The organism is Pseudomonas sp. LBUM1664 (genome assembly GCF_059695895.1).
This window is the reverse complement of the sequence record NZ_CP166791.1, coordinates 513697-530909: the sequence shown is the minus strand read 5'-3', so window position 1 is coordinate 530909 and position 17213 is coordinate 513697. Positions and strand designations below refer to the sequence as shown.

The window sequence follows — 17213 nt, the reverse complement described above, 5'->3', positions numbered from 1 at the left end:
CAGGTGGTCACGGACAGATGTTGCCCTGGGAATTTAGACCTGACCCGCCGTGGGAGAGAAAAAACATCGTGTACATGTTTTAAGAATTATCTGGAACAATCGATCTGTTTTTTGAGAACATCCCATGCCTCGTCGTGACCGTAACACTTTAGTCGGTCGCAGAACGACGCAATTAGTCTAATTTTCACAACCGCAATTGATCATGTAGTATGCCGCAGCACGCACTACATAATGTTGGACCGATGTCTGCTTAAGGCACAGTCGCATCCCTGAAAAGCCCCGTCAGCAAGGCTACAAGGTCCTACCCAGCCGCCAGCGATGGCATGTACTGGTGCCGGGGTTTGTGGTTTAAATGTCCCGAGGCTTCATTGTCAAAATCGAAGAGCTGAAAAGCGAAATAGCTGAGCAGAGTGAGGCAAGCAATGACTGAACACGTTCAAGTCGGTGGCCTGCAGGTCGCCAAAGTCCTGTTCGACTTCGTGAATAACGAAGCCATTCCCGGAACCGGCCTCACCGCCGAGGCATTCTGGGCCGGTGCCGACAAGGTCATCCACGACCTGGCGCCGAAGAACAAAGCCCTACTCGCCAAACGCGACGATTTCCAGGCGCGGATCGACGCCTGGCACCAGGCCCGTGCCGGCCACGCCCACGACGCCGTGGCTTACAAAGCCTTCCTGCAAGACATCGGTTATTTGCTGCCAGAAGCGGCGGATTTCCAGGCTACGACCCAAAACGTCGATGACGAAATCGCCCGCATGGCCGGCCCGCAGCTGGTTGTACCGGTGATGAATGCCCGTTTCGCCCTCAACGCATCGAACGCCCGCTGGGGTTCGCTGTACGACGCGCTGTACGGTACCGATGCCATCAGCGAAGCCGACGGCGCGGAAAAAGGCAAAGGCTACAACAAGGTGCGCGGCGACAAAGTCATCGCCTTTGCCCGCGCCTTCCTCGACGAAGCGGCACCGCTGGCGGCCGGCTCCCATGTCGATTCCACGGGTTATAAAATCGTCGACGGCAAACTGGTGGTCGCCCTCAAGGGTGGCAGCAACAGCGGCCTGCGTGACGATACTCAACTAATTGGCTTTCAGGGCGACGCTTCGGCACCCACCACGGTGCTGCTGAAACACAACGGCCTGCACTTCGAAATCCAGATCGACGCCAGCACCCCGGTCGGCCAGACCGACGCCGCCGGCGTCAAAGACATCCTGATGGAAGCCGCACTGACCACCATCATGGACTGCGAAGACTCGGTCGCCGCCGTCGATGCCGATGACAAAGTGGTGATCTACCGCAATTGGCTCGGCCTGATGAAGGGCGATCTGTCGGAACAAGTCGCCAAGGGCGGCCAGACGTTTACCCGCACCATGAGCGCCGACCGCGTATACACCGCTGTCGACGGTTCGAGCGTGACGCTGCATGGCCGTTCGCTGTTGTTCGTGCGTAACGTCGGCCATCTGATGACCATTGACGCGATCCTGGACAAGCACGGCAATGAAGTGCCGGAAGGCATCCTCGATGGCCTGATCACCAGCCTGGCGGCAATCCACAGCCTCAACGGCAACACTTCGCGTCGCAACAGCCGCACCGGCTCGGTGTACATCGTCAAGCCGAAGATGCACGGCCCGGAAGAAGCCGCGTTCACCAACGAGCTGTTCGGTCGCGTCGAAGATGTGCTGAACCTGCCGCGCAACACCCTCAAGGTCGGGATCATGGACGAGGAGCGCCGTACCACGGTCAACCTCAAGGCCTGCATCAAGGCTGCCAGCGAGCGCGTGGTGTTCATCAACACCGGCTTCCTGGACCGCACCGGCGACGAAATCCACACATCCATGGAAGCCGGCCCGATGGTCCGCAAGGCCGACATGAAGGCCGAGAAGTGGATCGCCGCCTACGAAAACTGGAACGTCGACATCGGCCTGAGCACCGGCCTGCAAGGTCGTGCACAAATCGGCAAAGGCATGTGGGCGATGCCGGACCTGATGGCCGCGATGCTTGAACAAAAAATCGCTCATCCAATGGCCGGGGCCAACACCGCATGGGTTCCGTCACCGACCGCCGCCGCCCTGCACGCGCTGCATTATCACAAGGTCGACGTGTTCGCCCGCCAGGCCGAACTGGCCAAGCGTGCCCGCGCTTCGGTGGACGACATCCTGACCCTCCCGCTGGCCGTCAACCCAAACTGGACGCCGGAGCAGATCAAAAACGAGCTGGACAACAACGCCCAGGGCATCCTCGGCTACGTGGTGCGCTGGATCGACCAGGGCGTGGGCTGTTCAAAGGTGCCGGACATCAACGACGTCGGGCTGATGGAGGACCGGGCAACGCTGCGTATCTCCAGCCAGCACATCGCCAACTGGTTGCGCCACGGCATCGTCACGCAAGACCAGGTGATGGAAAGCCTCAAGCGCATGGCGCCGGTGGTGGACCGCCAGAACGCCAGCGACCCGTTGTACCGTCCGCTGGCGCCAGACTTCGACAGCAACATCGCCTTCCAGGCGGCGGTCGAGCTGGTGATCGAAGGCACCCAACAGCCTAACGGCTACACCGAGCCGGTGCTGCACCGTCGTCGCCGCGAGTTCAAGGCAGCCAATGGGTTGTGATTGAGTGGTAGATGCAATGAAAAAAGCCCTGATCGCGAGATCAGGGCTTTTTCATGTCCAGTTGATTGATCGTTCCCACGCTCCGCGTGGGAACACAGCCCGGACTGCTGGTTACACATCCATCCCCAACTCATGCTTCACCAACCCCAGCAACTTTTCGGTATCGATGGGCTTGAGCAGAAAATCCACCACGCTCAGGTGCATGGCTTCGATGGCGTCCTTCACGTCGGCGTCACCGGACACGATGATGATCGGCAGCGCTGCCCGCTCCGACTCCCGCACCAGGCGGACCAGCTCCAGGCCATCGACATTGCCCATGCGCAGGTCGGTGATCAGCAGGCCAATCGACGGTTTGGTTTCCAGCATCTTGAGTGCCGTTTCGCCGCTGGCAGCGGTCATGCAGTGAATACCGTCCAACGCCAGAATTTCCGACAGCAGCTCGCGGGCGTCCTTGTCGTCATCGACGATCAAGACGCGCTGCGGCGGCAGGTCAGGTTCCAGCATGACGGCACTCAGCGCCTCGCGCTCGGCGTCACTCAAAATATCGTGGTCGGACATGATCTCTCTACGTTCTCTAAATCGAACCCTTGGCAGTGGTCAGACATCGTTCTGCGGCGCTTCAATGTGCACTTCGTCGGATTTTTTTCCAAGTGCATTTATTGAAGGTTTTTCAAGAGACGTCACAGCGTCCTTCCTCGATACCTGCCTTTGTCGGCCACCTAGACTTACGTCCAATGGGCACCCCGCGCCCAGGAGCCGACCATGGGGGACAGTTCCGACCACAACAATTCAAAGAAAGACTGCCTAATGGTTATGAAAAAAACGGACGCCTTCATCCAGGCAGGGAAAACCGCGGTGTTGCAAAACATCCAGGGTACGTTGCAGTTTCTCCAACGGTTTCCCCCGTTCAACCAAATGGAAAATGCCCACCTGGCCTATCTGGTGGAGCAATGCCTGCTGCGTTTTTACGCACTGGGGGACACCATCATCAAACCGGCCGACGGCCCGGTGGAACACTTTTACATCGTCAAGCAGGGCCGAGTGGTGGGCGAGCGTCCGCATTCGGCCAAGGGCGGCACCGAGACCACCTTTGAAATCACCACCGGCGAATGTTTCCCCCTCGCCGCGCTGCTGGGTGAACGGGCCACACGCACCGAGCACCGCGCCAGCGAAGACACATTCTGCCTGCAATTGAACAAGCAGGCCTTCATCAAGCTGTTCGCCCTGTCGGGCCCGTTTCGCGACTTCGCCCTGCGCGGGGTCAGCAGCCTGCTCGACCAGGTCAACCAACAGGTTCAGCAAAAGTCCGCACAGACCCTGGGCACCCAATATTCCCTCAATACGCGGTTGGGCGAACTGGCCATGCGTCATCCGGTGAGTTGCAGCCCCCAGACGCCGCTGCGCGAAGCCGTGAAGCTGATGCACGAGCAGCAGGTCGGCAGCATCGTGGTGGTGAACGAGCAGAAAGCGCCTGTAGGGATTTTCACCCTGCGCGACCTGCGGCAGGTGGTGGCCGACGGCTCCGGGGACTTTTCCCAGGCCATCGCCAGGCACATGACCCAGGCACCGTTTTTCCTCTCGCCGGACCACAGCGCCTTCGACGCGGCCATCGCCATGACCGAGCGCCACATCGCCCACGTCTGCCTGGTCAAGGAGCAGCGCCTGTGTGGCGTGGTGTCGGAGCGGGACCTGTTTTCCCTGCAACGAGTCGACCTGGTGCACCTGGCACGAACCATTCGCAGCGCCCCGAAGGTGGAAAACCTGGTGGCCCTGCGCGGCGAGATCGGTCAACTGGTCGAGCGCATGTTGGCCCACGGTGCGTCGTCGACCCAGATCACCCACATCATCACCCTGCTCAACGACCACACCGTGTGCCGGGTCATCGAGCTGACCCTGGCCGACAAGGGCGACCCAGGCGTGCCGTTCAGTTGGTTGTGCTTCGGCAGTGAAGGCCGGCGCGAGCAAACCCTGCACACCGACCAGGACAACGGCATCCTGTTCGAAGCCCGGGACGCAGCCCATGCCGCACAGATCCGCGGCCTTCTGCTGCCCATCGCCCAACAGATCAACCAGAGCCTGGCGCTGTGCGGTTTCACCTTGTGCAAGGGCAACATCATGGCCGGCAACCCCGAGCTGTGCCTGTCCCGCGCAGAATGGGCCCGGCGCTTTGCCGCGTTCATTCGTGAAGCGACCCCGGAGAACCTGCTGGCCTCAAGCATCTATTTCGACCTGCGGGTGGTCTGGGGCGATGAGCAAGGCTGCGAACAATTGCGCCAGCAGGTTCTCGAGCAGGTGGCCGATAACCGTTTGTTCCAGCGCATGATGGCCAACAACGCCCTGCGCCATCGCCCGCCGGTGGGACGTTTCAGGGACTTCGTGCTGAGCCGCAAAAACGGCGAAAAGGCCACCCTCGACCTGAAAGTACAAGGCCTTACCCCCTTCGTCGACGGCGCTCGCTTGCTGGCACTGGCCAACGGAATCAAAGCCAACAACACGCTGGAACGCTTGCGGCAACTGGTCGTCAAGGAAGTGATCGAGCCGCTGGATGGTGCGGCCTATGAAGAGGCCTATCACTTCATCCAGCAGGCGCGCATGCAACAACATCAACTGCAAACCCGCGAGAACCTGCCCTATTCCAACCGAGTCGACCCCGACAGCCTCAATCATCTGGACCGGCGCATCCTGCGCGAATCCCTGCGCCAGGCCCAACGCCTGCAAAGCAGCCTGACACTGAGGTATCAGCTGTGAAGCTGTTTTCCTGGCTGCGCCAGGCCCAGCCCATGTTGCCGGACGCGTTGCATCAGCGCCTGGAACGCCTGCCTGCGCCCTCGCAACTGAGTGAATGCAGCCTGCGGGAACAGCGCTGGATGGTGGTGGACCTGGAGACCACTGGCCTGAACCTGAATAAAGACCAGGTGCTGTCCATCGGTGCGGTGGTGATAGAAGACGGTGCCATCGACTTTGGCCAACAGTTCGAACGCACCCTGCAGTGCACCAAGCAGCCGCTGGGGCCGAGCGTGTTGATCCATGGCCTGGCCCCCAGTGCAATTGCCGCCGGCAGCAACCCGGCCGAGGCGCTGCTGGCGTTCATGGAGTTCGTCGGCGACAGCCCGATGCTGGCGTTCCACGCACCGTTCGATTCCCACATGCTTGGGCGAGCACTGAAGGACTACCTGGGCTATCGCTTGCAGCATCAATTTCTGGACGTGGCGGACCTGGCGCCGATGCTCTGCCCCCAGGCAATGCTGCGCAAGGCCGGCCTGGACGACTGGATCGACTGGTTCAAGCTGCAAGTCTTCGACCGTCATAACGCCAGCGCCGACGCCCTGGCCACGGCCGAGCTGGCACTGATCCTGTTCAGCCGCGCCCGACAGCAGCAGATCCTCAGCCCGCTTGATCTGCAACAGCGCCTGAGCCAGTGGAAGCGGCGGCAGCAGGCGCATTCGCTTTAACTCCTCTGCTCCCTGCTCTCAGTGCGATTCACCTGGGCCCACAGATCGGGGCCCGACCAGCGCCAATTGCTTTCCCTAGCTCGTCTCTGCCACAATCGCGAACAATTCTCGTTACTTAAAACGTCGGAGATGCTCCGTGTCGTCAATCCCTAGCCCTCACAGTGATCTGGTTGGTGCGTTGTACCGTGACCATCGCGGATGGCTATTGGCATGGTTGCGACGCAATGTGGCCTGTCCGCAGCGGGCCGAGGACTTGAGCCAGGATACTTTCGTGCGCCTGCTGGGCCGTGACGAGCTGAAGACACCCCGCGAGCCCCGGGCGTTTCTGGTAGCGATCGCCAAAGGGCTGCTGTTCGATTATTTCCGCCGGGCGGCATTGGAGCAGGCTTACCTCACCGAACTGATGCTGATCCCCGAAGGCGAGCAGCCTTCGGTGGAAGAACAGCAACTGATCCTCGAAGACCTCAAGAATATCGATCGCCTGCTCGGCAAATTGTCGAGCAAGGCCCGCGCCGCTTTCCTCTACAACCGCCTCGACGGCCTTGGCCATGCCGAAATCGCCGAGCGCCTGGGGGTTTCGGTGCCGCGGGTACGGCAGTATCTGGCCCAGGGCGTGCGGCAATGCTACATCGCACTTTATGGTGAGCCGACATGAACCCGGCCCATTCCAGGCCGGTTTCGGCCAGCGTTCTGGACGCGGCCATTGCCTGGCAGTTGTCCCTGGATTCAGGCAGCGGCAGCGCCCAGGAGCGTGAGGCGTTCGCTCGATGGCATGCCGCCGAGGAAGAACATGCCCGGGCCTGGCGGCAGCTGGGCATGCTCGACCAGCGTTTCAGTGTTGCCAGCGGGCCGGCGCGGGCCGCGTTGCTGCAATCGCGGGTGAGCATCCGTCGGCGGGTACGCAAAGTGGGCAGCGGCCTGGCCAGTATCGTCGCGGTCATCGGCCTGGCGTTGTTTGCCGGGGATCGTTACCTGCAACTGGATTACTGGCTGGCCGACCAGCGCACCGCCACCGGCGAGCAACGCACCCTGCGCCTGGCCGACGGCACACTGATCAACCTCAACACCCACAGTGCACTGGACGTGCGTTTCGATGACAAACAGCGACGAATCGTCTTACAAGAAGGCGAGATCCTGGTGGAAACCGGCCACAACGATCCGCGCCCGTTCATCGTCGAAACCCACGAAGGCAGCATGCGCGCCCTGGGCACACGATTCCTGGTCAAGCGCGAAGACGAAGGCACGCGCCTGAGCGTATTGAAATCTGCGGTGGCGGCGCATCCACAGGCGACGGACCAGGAACAGATTCTGCACGAAGGCCAGCAGGTGCTGATGCGCCGTGAAGGCCTCGGGCCGACGGTCGCCCTGAGCCCCGGCGCCGACGCCTGGACCCGAGGCATGCTGGTGGTGGACAACGCCCGTCTTGAAGACCTGGTCCATGAGCTGGGCCGCTATCGTCGTGGCTACCTGGGCGTCGAGCCACAAGTGGCAAACCTGCGCATCACCGGTAGCTTCCCGCTGCACGACACCGACCTGGCCCTGAGCGCCCTGCTGCCGACCTTGCCCGTGCAGATCGAGCATCACACGCAGTGGTGGGTGGTGGTGGGGCCGAGCAACGCGCCAAAACTTTGAGCCTGATCGTGCCCACGCTCTGCATGGGAACAATCACCCGGGCTGAATCTAAATTATTTTCATCCAGCCCTATCACTTTTCGATTTTCATCCGGCACCCAGGCAATTGAGAAGTATTTCCATTCAGGAGCCGCCGTATGTCCCGCCCGCTTGACACCCTGTTGCGTCCCAGCCTGTTAGCCATCGCCATCGCCTTTGCCGCCCCGTTGGCCAGCGGCCCGCTCATGGCAGCCGAACAGGCCTTAAGCGTGCGCAGCTACAACTTGCCCGCCGCGCCATTGGCCAGCACCCTGAACCAGATCGCCAGCCAGGCCGGCCTCGCCCTGAGCCTGAACCCGTCCCTGGCTTCGGGCAAAACGTCGGCCCCGGTCCAAGGCCAGTTCGACGCCACGGGTGCATTGCGTGAGGCTTTACGCGGCACCGGTCTGCAACTGGAACAGAGCAGCGCCGGCACCTACAGCCTGGTGGCCGTGCCCGAAGGCGTCATGGCCCTGCCGGAAACTAGCGTGATCGGCGCCACTGTGAGCGAAACCGCGTGGGGCCCGACCGAAGGCTACCTCGCCACCCGCACCGCGGCCGGCACCAAGACGGACACCGCCATTGCCGAACTGCCGCGCTCGGTCTCGATCGTGACACGCGACCAGATGGACGATCGCTCCGTTCTCAACCTCAATGACGCCCTGCGTTACACCGCCGGCGTGCAGAGCAGCGGCTACGGCTCGGACTCGCGCAACGACTGGCTGCTGGTTCGCGGTTTCTCACCGACCCAGTTCCTCGATGGCCTGCCGCTGCCCGACGGCAACTACATCACGCCGAAAATCGAGCCCTGGGACCTTGAACGCATCGCCGTGCTGCGTGGGCCGGCGTCTTCGGTCTACGGCCAGACGCCCCCCGGCGGCCTGCTCGACATGGTCAGCCGTCGCCCGGAAGCCGAAAGCAGCCACGAAGTCGAAGTTCAGGCCGGCACCAATGAGCACAAACAGCTCAACTTCGACAGCACCGGCAAGATCGATGATGAAGGCAAATTTCTCTATCGGGTCAGCGGCACCGTGCGTGACAGCAATTCCCGGATCGATAATGTCCCGGACAAGCGCTACAACATCGCCCCGAGCCTGACCTGGAACATCGACGACGACACGCGCCTGACCTTCCTGTCGCAGTACACCCGCGACGACACTGGCATCACCTCGCAATTCCTGCCGCTGCAAGGCACCAAACTGGCCTCGGCCGCCGGCAAGATTTCCCACCATAAAAACCTGGGCGACCCGGACTGGGAATTCTACGACCGCACCTACTACGCACTCGGTTATGCCTTTGAACATCGTTTCAACGACACCTGGCAGTTCCGCCAGAACCTGCGTTACACCAAGAGCGACCTGGAATATCAGGCCCTCACCGCCGGAACATACCCTTACGATGAAGCGGTTAGCGCCAATGGCGACGTCAAGCGCAGCGCCAGCATTGTTGACGAGGACATCAGCCAGTTCGCCGTGGATAACAACTTCCAGGCGGACTTCCAGACTGGAAGCCTGAGCCACACGTTGCTGCTGGGCCTGGACCATCAGCGCTCCAACACCAATTCACGCTGGCTGTGGGGTTCCACGGGTGTTCCCGACAGCAACGTCAACAACCCGATCTATGGGCAGGATTACTCCAAGGTCGAGTACTACACCATGTATGACTACGACCAGAAGACCAATCAGACTGGCCTGTACGCTCAGGATCAGATCGCTCTGGATCAGTGGCGCCTGTCTATCGGTGGTCGTGAGGACTGGGTCCACACCGGCACCGTCTTCCACAACCAAGACAACGCCACCAACACCCAGCGCGACAAGAAATTCAGCGCCAACGGGGCTCTGAGCTACGTCTTCGAAAACGGTATCACGCCTTACATCTCCTACGCCGAGTCGTTCCAGCCAGCATCCGGTACAACCGTCAACAGCACCGAGTCGTTCAAGCCGACCGAAGGCGAACAATACGAAATCGGTATCAAGTATCAGCCGCCGGGCACCAAAACCCTGCTGAGCGCCGCGGTGTTTGACTTGACCCAGAAAAATGTCTCGGTCACCGAAAACAGCGTTACCCGCCAAGTGGGTGAGGTGCGCGTGCGTGGCCTTGAGTTGGAGGCCACCGGTAACGTGACCGATAACCTGAAGCTGGTCGGTTCCTACACCTACAACGACAGTGAAATCACCAAGGGTAGCGCCGAAGAAGAAGGCAATCGCATGGCCCAGGTGCCGCGTAACCAGGCAACTGCATGGGCCGATTACACCTGGCATAACGGCCCGCTTGACGGCTTCGGCATTGGCGCGGGTGTGCGTTATGTCGGCGACACTTATGGCAACACCACCAACACCTACTTGGGCCATGTCAGTTCCTACACCGTGTACGACGCTTCGGCCCATTACGACCTGGGTCGCCTGTACAGTTCGCTCAAAGGTGTCTCGGTGGCCGTGGATGCGAAAAACATCTTCAACAAGGACTACCTGGCCACCTGCGACGGTTACTACTGCTACTACGGCGACGAACGTAACGTCGTGGCCAGCGTGAATTACAAATGGTAATCGGTTAGCCTTCGGGCAAGGCTCTTGAGGGTCACGCCACAGCGTGGCCCTTTTGCATTTGGAACAATCATGAAAAGTAAAACCATCCGCCGCTGGTCCTTTGTCCACACCTGGACCAGCCTGATCTGCACGGTGTTTCTGCTGATGCTGGCGATCACCGGGCTGCCGTTGATCTTCCATCATGAAATCGAACACCTGCTGGGCGATGCGCCCGAACTGCGGGAAATGCCGGCCGACACGCCGCCGCTGGACCTTCAGCAACTGGTGGAAAAAGCCAAGGCCCATCGCCCCGGTGAAGTGGTCCAGTATTTTGGCTGGGACGAGGACGAACCCAACGGCGTCATCACCATCATGGCGCCGACGCCGGGCACCGAACCCAATTCCTCACACACCTTCATGCTCGATGCGCGCACTGGCGAAGCCCTGGAAATGCCGTCGGCCAATGGCGGTTTCATGATGCTCATGCTGCGCCTGCACGTAGACATGTTCGCCGGTTTGCCGGGCAAGTTGCTGCTGGCATTCATGGGTTTTTTGTTCGTGATTGCCATCGTCTCCGGGGTGGTCCTGTACTTGCCGTTCATGCGGCGCTTGAAGTTCGCCACGGTGCGCCGGGACAAATCCACGCGCCTGCGCTGGCTTGACCTGCACAATCTGATCGGCGTGGTGACGTTGACCTGGGCGCTGACCGTGGGCGTCACCGGGGTGATCGCCGCGTGCGCCGACCTGATCATCGCCGCGTGGCGCAACGACAGCCTCAGCGCCATGGTCGAGCCCTACCGCAACGTGCCGCCGCTGACGCAATTGGCACCGGCCACCCGTTTGCTCGACATCGCAAAAAACGCCGCACCGGGCATGGAGCCAAGCTTCATCGCCTTCCCCGGCACGCTGTTTTCCAGCGAACACCACTATGGCGTGTTCATGAAAGGCAGCACCCACCTGACCTCTCACTTACTGACACCGGTATTGATCGACGCCAGCACCCTGGACGTCACCGCCGTGGCCGAACGCCCGTGGTACATGGACGTCATGGGCCTGTCCCTGCCACTGCATTTCGGCGACTACGGCGGCCGGCCGATGCAGATTTTCTGGGCGGTCCTCGACGTGCTGACCATCATCGTGCTCGGCAGCGGCGTTTACCTGTGGGTCGTGCGGCGTAAAGCCGCCAAGCGTGCAACAGTCGGCGCGCAGGTGGCTTCGTGAAATCTCGGCAATCGAGTTTCTGGAAGGTGTTTGGAATTCCGCTGGTGATCGGTGTTCTTTGCGCGGCGGGGCTATTCAGCGCCTTGCTTGGCGATGGCCTGTGGGACGCGGTGAGTTGGCTGGGGCTGGGCATACCCTCGGTATTGGCGGTGTGGGGGCTGGTCCCGCGCCGCTGAGTCATGCGGGGTCATCGATGCCATCGGCACCAAGATGGGTTTCGTCATTTTCGCCTTCGCCTGGTCCATCGCCTGCGCCGCAGCCGCAATGGCCTCAGGCTGGCAAGGTCTGGCGTTTTTCCGCGGTTTGCTTGGCCTGACGGAAGCGGCCGGGCCTCCTTGGCTCGGTCGCGCCAACAAACAAACCGGCAATCAGCGCCACCAACATTTCCCCCTCCCGCTGATCCTCACGCAACCCCAGCGACCGGCTCATTTCACCTCTCCCAAATCGAAGGTCATGGCAGTCGCCGGTTTCGATCCAACCCCGTACCAGTCCAGTTTGCGGGTCAACACCATGAACACGCCCAGCAGGCCGAACAGCAACAACGAGCCCATCAACAGCGCATAATCCTCAGCGCTCAACAAGCCGTAGAGCAAGGCGTACAGCCCCGCCAACCCCACCGAAAAACCCAGACCATGGCTCACGCTGCGCAGCACATGGCAGACATAAAACCCGATCAGCAGCACACAGGCACTGGCCGACAACAGGTACGCCAGGGCGAAACCGATGTGCTCCGACAATGACAGCAGCAACAGGTAAAAGAACGCCAACGCCACGCCCACCAAGGCGTACTGGACCGGGTGCACCGCCAGGCTCTTGAGCACTTCGAAGAGGAAGAACCCGGCGAAGGTCAGGGCGACGAACAGCAGCGCATACTTAATCGCCCGGTCGCTCTTGAGATACTGGTCCACCGGGTCGATGAAACTCACACCAAAGGCACGGCTGCGCAACGCTTCACAACCCTCGCTGGGTACGCAGCTTTGCAGCGTTTCCAGAAGGTTGGTGGAGAAGAACGACGTCTGCCAGTCGGCACTGAAACCTTGCTCATTGATGTCGCGACTGACGGGCAGGTAGTTGCCGATGAAGCTTGGGTGCGGCCAGTCGGCCGACAGGTGCACTTTGCTGGTTTTACCCACCGGTACAATTTGCAGCTCGCCGGTGCCTTGCAGGCGCAGGTCAAAACCAAAGGTCAGCTCGGCGCTGTTCTGAGCCGTGACCATCGGCAGTGGCACATGCACACCCTGCCCCAACCAGCCGACCCGCGAGCCAGGCAGGAAATCGACGGTCTGCTGGTTGAGAGTCAGGGTCAATGCATTCTCGATGCCGCGAATGTCGCTGATGCCCACGCTCAGGTACGGTTCGTCGAAGCGGTAGTCGGCAAAGTCCTTGGTGGCCACGCCGTAGCGCTCAGGCACTTTGAAGCGGCCATCGATCCGGCTGTCGGCATGGAACATCCGCGCCTCGTAAATCCCCCGGGCACGGGTTTCGGTCCGGACCTGGCCGTCGAGCTCGAATTGCTCCGGCAGAAAGTACAACTCACCACTTTGCTCGACGGTTTCCAGGAACCGGACGCCGGTCTTCTCGTTGGTATTCCAGACCCGCACTTGCTTGCGAAACGGCACCACGATCATCGGCCCGATGAGTTGCTGGCTGTGGCTGGAGCTGCGGGCGATGTCCTGCAGCACGCCATCGCGCAACGCCTGGCGCTCGTCGATGAGGCCGTTGATCATCAACAGCGGGATCATCAGCAAAAGAATCAAGAGGGCAATCATGCCCAGTTTAATGGCGAGGCTGCGGTTCATGTGGGGCTCTCCCTGTTCGAATGAGGAAGAGTCTGAAGTGCCTGTGTGGGGTGTTTATGGGGGGAGTGTGGAGATTGTGTGGAGACTGGGCCGGCCCCTTCGCGCCTTGGTTTCAAGGCAACCGCAAAACCACCTCAACCCCACCCTCGACATTGCCAATCCCGAATTCCCCTGCATGCAACTGCACCACTTCCTCCACAAAGTTCAGCCCCAGGCCGGTGCTTTTACGGCCGCTGTCCGGGCGCGGCAGGGAGTAGAAACGCTCGCTCAGGCGCGGCAGGGCGTAGTCGGGAATCGGTTCGGCCTGATTGAACAAGCGGATCTCGACGCGCTTGCCAATGCGCTCGGCGTTGATACGCAGTAGCCCATTGACGGGCGTGAAGTCCAAGGCGTTTTCCAACAGATTGCCCAAGGCCTGGCGCAACAGAAACGCCTCCCCCGTCAACGTCAGGCCGGCGGGGATGTGCCGCTCGATCTTCAACTGCCGACTCTCGATCCAGCCGCCGCGCGCTTCCAGCAGCTCATCCATCAACGCTGCCAGCGGCACGGCGACCTCTTCTTCCAGCCCTTGACGCTGCTCGATCTGGGCCAGGTTGAGCAAGCGTTCGATCAACTGCTGCATGCGCGCGCTTTCACTGTCGATGTTGCTGACGAAGCGCTGGTGCTGGGCCGCGGGCATGTCGCTTTGCAGCAGCTCGGCAGCGCCACGAATCGCCGCCAGCGGGCTCTTGAGTTCGTGAGTCAGGGTGTGCACATAGCGTTCAACGTAGGCCTTGCCTTCAAGCTGAGTGCGCATGTGTTCCACGGCGCCCGCCAGTTGCTCGAACTCACCGCCGCGATAATGCGGGACCTCCACCCGACGCCCCTCGCTGACCGCCTGGGCATACGTCATCAAACGACGCAGCGCCGCGCTGAGCCACCACGACAGCAATGCCCCCAGCAATAGGCCCAGCCCGATCAACCCGACGCCATAAGCCAGCAGGCGCCGTTCCGTACGGTCGATATAAGGCTGCAGCGAGCTGTTGGGCTTGGCCACGGTGACCACGCCGATGATCTGGCCGTTGTCGCGGATCGGCGCGCCGACGTGCATCACCGAAGACGTCGGATCATCCGCGACGCTGCGGGTCGAACGGGCGCCGTATTCGCCGCGCAGGGTCAGGTAGACGTCGTTCCAGCGCGAATAATCCTGGCCCACCGCCACACCGCTGGAGTCCAGCACCACGATGCCGTTGGCATCCGTGACGTAGATGCGATGGCTGACCTGGTTTTTCGGCAAGCCCCAGATCGTCGCCGCCGGCTGGCGCTCACCGTAGGCCTTGAGCAACTGTGGCCAGCGGTTCTGGTTGAGGGTCCCGGCCTTGAAGTCGTCCCGCAGGATCTCGGCCATCAGGTTGGCGGTGTCCACCAGGGTTTCTTCGGTGGACTGGCGCACGCCTGGGCGGATTTCTTCCATCACCGTGCCGAGGACGAAATACCCGGTCAAACCGATAAAGAGCACATAAACCAGGAAAATCCGAATCCCCAGAGACATCAGCTGTGCCCCGGGCTGTAGCTGTAACCGAGGCCGCGGTGAGTCTGAATCGGTTCGGCCTCGGCTCTGACCAGGCGCAACTTGGCGCGCACGCTCTTGATGTGGCTGTCGATGCTGCGTTCGTAGCCGGCATCACTGGCCACGCCCAGGGCGTCGAGCAATTGTTCGCGGCTGAAAACCCGTTCAGGTTGCTCCAGCAAGCAGTTCAGCAGGCGAAATTCGTGGCGAGTGAGGTTCAGCGGCTTGCCGCGATAGTTGATCTGCACGCGGTCGCTGTCCACCTGGAACAGTGCAGCGCCCACCTCGGCGATCGGTCGCGGCGCCACACGCTTGAGGATCGCGCGGACCCTGGCCGCCACCTCACGAGGGCTGAAGGGTTTGACCACGTAGTCGTCGGCGCCGATTTCCAGGCCCACCACCCGGTCGATCTCGCCATCCCGGGCTGTCAGAAAAATGACCGGAACGTCGCTGAAACGTCTGAGATTTTTACAGGTCTCGAAACCGCTGATATCCGGCAGGCCCACATCGAGGATGATCAGGTCTGCCGGGGTGCTTTTCTGGTGCTCGAGCGCCGCCGCGCCGAGACTCAGCCAGGTGGTGTCAAAGCCTTCCCCCTGCAGGGCAAACACCAGCGTATCGGCGATGGCGGCTTCGTCTTCGACAATCAGAATATGAGGCATGCGTCCGAGCCCGACAGTAAAGTTGCCGGAACGGTGCCCCAAGCCTCAGGGCACGTCAATCAGGGAAATCAGCAGTCGGGTTTGTCCGCCGTAAAGCGTCGGGCCGGGTTCACCGCCGCGCCGAACTCGCGCAAGGCCTTGGCGCCGATCAGCAGCGGGTAATTGAAACTGCTGCGGTCGGTCAGGTTGACCTCCACGGTGCGCTTGACGTTACCCAGGCACAGCTCCAGATCCACCACTGGACGCTTGCTCGGGGCGACTGCCTCATTCTCGTCTTCATCTTCTTCGGAACGGGTCTTGATCTTGCTGATGCGCGCGACCTTGTGCTCGTAGACCTTGTTGCTCGCGTCTTTGGTGGCCAGGCGGAAGCGTACCCAGTCCTCGCCATCGCGGGTGAAGGTTTCGATATCCTTGGCCGACAGCGAGGCGGTCAGGGCGCCGGTGTCCATTTTAGCCCTGAGCACTTCGCCGCCGATTTCCGGCAGCGCGATGTATTCGTAGCGCCCGTACAGGGTCGGCTCGGCGGCCAGCACGGGAAGGGCCATCAGAGAAAGCAGGGCGAGAAGGGATTTCACGTAATGGGCTTCCTTTTTTAGGGGTTGGGCAGCGGGATTTTAGACCGTGGCCTGTGGATTCGTTCGATTGATCGTCAGCGAGCGGGTCAAGCCTACACAAACCAAAGTGAAACATTCGTCCACCGATTTGGCCTGTCGCCCGAAGCTGCTTATCATGGCCCGTCCACCTGTTTGCAAGAGTCATTTATGCGCCGCCTGCTCACCGGCTGTTTCGTCACCCTGCTGCTGTTGCTCAATACCTTGGTGCTGTTCGGGCCGTTGATGGTGTTCGCACTGTTCAAACTGGTTCTGCCCGGACGCCTTCGCGACTATGCCTCGTGGGCGGTGATGTGGATCGCCGAGACCTGGGCCGAAATCGATAAACTGATCTTTGCCCTGTGCATCCCCACCCGGTGGGACATTCGCGGCGGCGCAGACCTGCGTGGCGACACGTCTTATCTGGTCATCAGCAACCACCAGTCCTGGGTGGACATTCCCGCCCTGGTCCAGACCCTCAACCGGCGCACGCCGTTCTTCAAGTTTTTCCTCAAGAAAGAGCTGATCTGGGTGCCCTTTCTGGGGCTGGCCTGGTGGGCGCTGGATTACCCGTTCATGAAGCGCTACACCAAGGCCTTTCTGGCGAAGAACCCGGAGCTGGCGGGCAAGGACCTGGAAATCACCCGAGCTGCCTGCGAGCTGTTCAAGCGCCAACCGGTCACCGTGGTGAACTACCTCGAAGGCACACGCTTCACCGCCGCCAAAAGCCAACAGCAGCAATCGCCCTTCACCCACCTGCTCAAGCCCAAGGCCGGTGGGGTGGCGTTCGTACTGGCGGCGATGGGCGAACAACTGGACGCGATACTGGACGTGACGGTGGTGTACCCGCAGGCACGGATTCCCGGGTTCTGGGATTTGATCAGCGGTGCGGTGCCCAGGGTCATCATCGACATCCAGACCCGCGAACTCGACCCGGCGCTGTGGCAGGGTGATTACGAAAACGACCCAGTGTTTCGCCAGTACGTTCAGAACTGGGTCAACCGGCTCTGGAGCGAAAAGGACCAGCGCATCGCCGCCTTGCGCAGCGAGCGCGGCTGATGCCGATCGTTCCCACATTTACTTAGGAAATCACCCGCAAGAGCGAGCCTTGCGCCACCCATCGAGCGATGCCTATAGTTCGCCTCGTTGTCCACATGATGACTCGG

The 17213-nt window shown here is 61.2% G+C and carries 15 protein-coding genes and 1 pseudogene; 10 read left to right on the top strand and 6 right to left on the bottom strand.

What is annotated here, in order from left to right:
• Positions 1 to 422 precede the first annotated feature (422 nt).
• Complete coding sequence (locus ACA047_RS02490) at positions 423 to 2600, top strand: malate synthase G (RefSeq protein WP_497356413.1); 2178 nt, start codon at positions 423 to 425, stop codon at positions 2598 to 2600.
• 111 nt (positions 2601 to 2711) lie between these two features.
• On the opposite strand, the gene ACA047_RS02485 is transcribed toward ACA047_RS02490, so the two are convergent.
• A complete protein-coding gene (locus ACA047_RS02485) occupies positions 2712 to 3158 on the bottom strand; it encodes a response regulator (protein WP_497356411.1) in 447 nt (148 codons plus the stop codon).
• Between the two features lie 249 nt (positions 3159 to 3407).
• Here ACA047_RS02485 and ACA047_RS02480 point away from each other — a divergent pair, with 249 nt between their 5' ends.
• The 8 genes and pseudogenes from ACA047_RS02480 to ACA047_RS02445 form a co-directional block, all read left to right on the top strand.
• Positions 3408 to 5348, top strand: coding sequence for a putative nucleotidyltransferase substrate binding domain-containing protein (locus ACA047_RS02480; protein WP_497356409.1), 1941 nt, complete (start codon positions 3408 to 3410; stop codon positions 5346 to 5348).
• A complete protein-coding gene (locus tag ACA047_RS02475; protein ID WP_497356407.1) occupies positions 5345 to 6052 on the top strand; it encodes a 3'-5' exonuclease in 708 nt (235 codons plus the stop codon). Before ACA047_RS02480 ends, ACA047_RS02475 begins: the two co-directional genes overlap by 4 nt.
• Before the next feature lie 136 nt (positions 6053 to 6188).
• Positions 6189 to 6707 (top strand): RNA polymerase sigma factor, encoded by a 519-nt coding sequence (locus ACA047_RS02470; RefSeq protein WP_497356405.1) that lies wholly within the window; start codon positions 6189 to 6191, stop codon positions 6705 to 6707.
• A complete protein-coding gene (locus ACA047_RS02465; protein ID WP_497356403.1) occupies positions 6704 to 7684 on the top strand; it encodes a FecR family protein in 981 nt (326 codons plus the stop codon). The genes ACA047_RS02470 and ACA047_RS02465 overlap by 4 nt, the downstream gene beginning before the upstream one ends.
• Before the next feature lie 136 nt (positions 7685 to 7820).
• Entirely contained in the window at positions 7821 to 10247 is a 2427-nt protein-coding gene (locus ACA047_RS02460) for a TonB-dependent siderophore receptor (protein WP_497356401.1), read from the top strand.
• A 69-nt stretch (positions 10248 to 10316) separates the two neighbouring features.
• Complete coding sequence (locus tag ACA047_RS02455; RefSeq protein WP_497356399.1) at positions 10317 to 11447, top strand: PepSY-associated TM helix domain-containing protein; 1131 nt, start codon at positions 10317 to 10319, stop codon at positions 11445 to 11447.
• Positions 11444 to 11623 (top strand): hypothetical protein, encoded by a 180-nt coding sequence (locus tag ACA047_RS02450; protein WP_497356397.1) that lies wholly within the window; start codon positions 11444 to 11446, stop codon positions 11621 to 11623. Before ACA047_RS02455 ends, ACA047_RS02450 begins: the two co-directional genes overlap by 4 nt.
• Positions 11624 to 11633: 10 nt before the next feature.
• Positions 11634 to 11783 (top strand): annotated as a pseudogene (locus ACA047_RS02445) (MFS transporter); the annotation flags it as partial.
• On the opposite strand, the gene ACA047_RS02440 reads toward ACA047_RS02445, so the two are convergent.
• The 5 genes from ACA047_RS02440 to rloA2 all read right to left on the bottom strand — a co-directional run bounded on the left by ACA047_RS02440 (position 11718) and on the right by rloA2 (position 16032).
• A complete protein-coding gene (locus ACA047_RS02440; protein ID WP_497356395.1) occupies positions 11718 to 11876 on the bottom strand; it encodes a hypothetical protein in 159 nt (52 codons plus the stop codon). The pseudogene ACA047_RS02445 and the gene ACA047_RS02440 overlap by 66 nt on opposite strands.
• On the bottom strand, positions 11873 to 13246 hold the full coding sequence (gene creD, locus ACA047_RS02435) for a cell envelope integrity protein CreD (RefSeq protein WP_497356393.1): 1374 nt from the start codon (positions 13244 to 13246) through the stop codon (positions 11873 to 11875). Before creD ends, ACA047_RS02440 begins: the two co-directional genes overlap by 4 nt.
• Before the next feature lie 112 nt (positions 13247 to 13358).
• Complete coding sequence (gene creC, locus ACA047_RS02430) at positions 13359 to 14777, bottom strand: two-component system sensor histidine kinase CreC (protein WP_497356391.1); 1419 nt, start codon at positions 14775 to 14777, stop codon at positions 13359 to 13361.
• Positions 14777 to 15457: a two-component system response regulator CreB gene (creB, locus tag ACA047_RS02425; RefSeq protein ID WP_497356389.1), complete on the bottom strand. Its 681-nt coding sequence runs from the start codon at positions 15455 to 15457 to the stop codon at positions 14777 to 14779. The genes creC and creB overlap by 1 nt, the downstream gene beginning before the upstream one ends.
• A 68-nt stretch (positions 15458 to 15525) precedes the next feature.
• Positions 15526 to 16032: a retropepsin-like aspartic peptidase RloA2 gene (rloA2, locus tag ACA047_RS02420; RefSeq protein ID WP_497356387.1), complete on the bottom strand. Its 507-nt coding sequence runs from the start codon at positions 16030 to 16032 to the stop codon at positions 15526 to 15528.
• Between the two features lie 186 nt (positions 16033 to 16218).
• On the opposite strand from rloA2, the gene yihG reads away from it, so the two are divergent.
• Complete coding sequence (yihG, locus tag ACA047_RS02415) at positions 16219 to 17106, top strand: 1-acylglycerol-3-phosphate O-acyltransferase, YihG family (protein WP_497356385.1); 888 nt, start codon at positions 16219 to 16221, stop codon at positions 17104 to 17106.
• Positions 17107 to 17213: the final 107 nt, after the last annotated feature.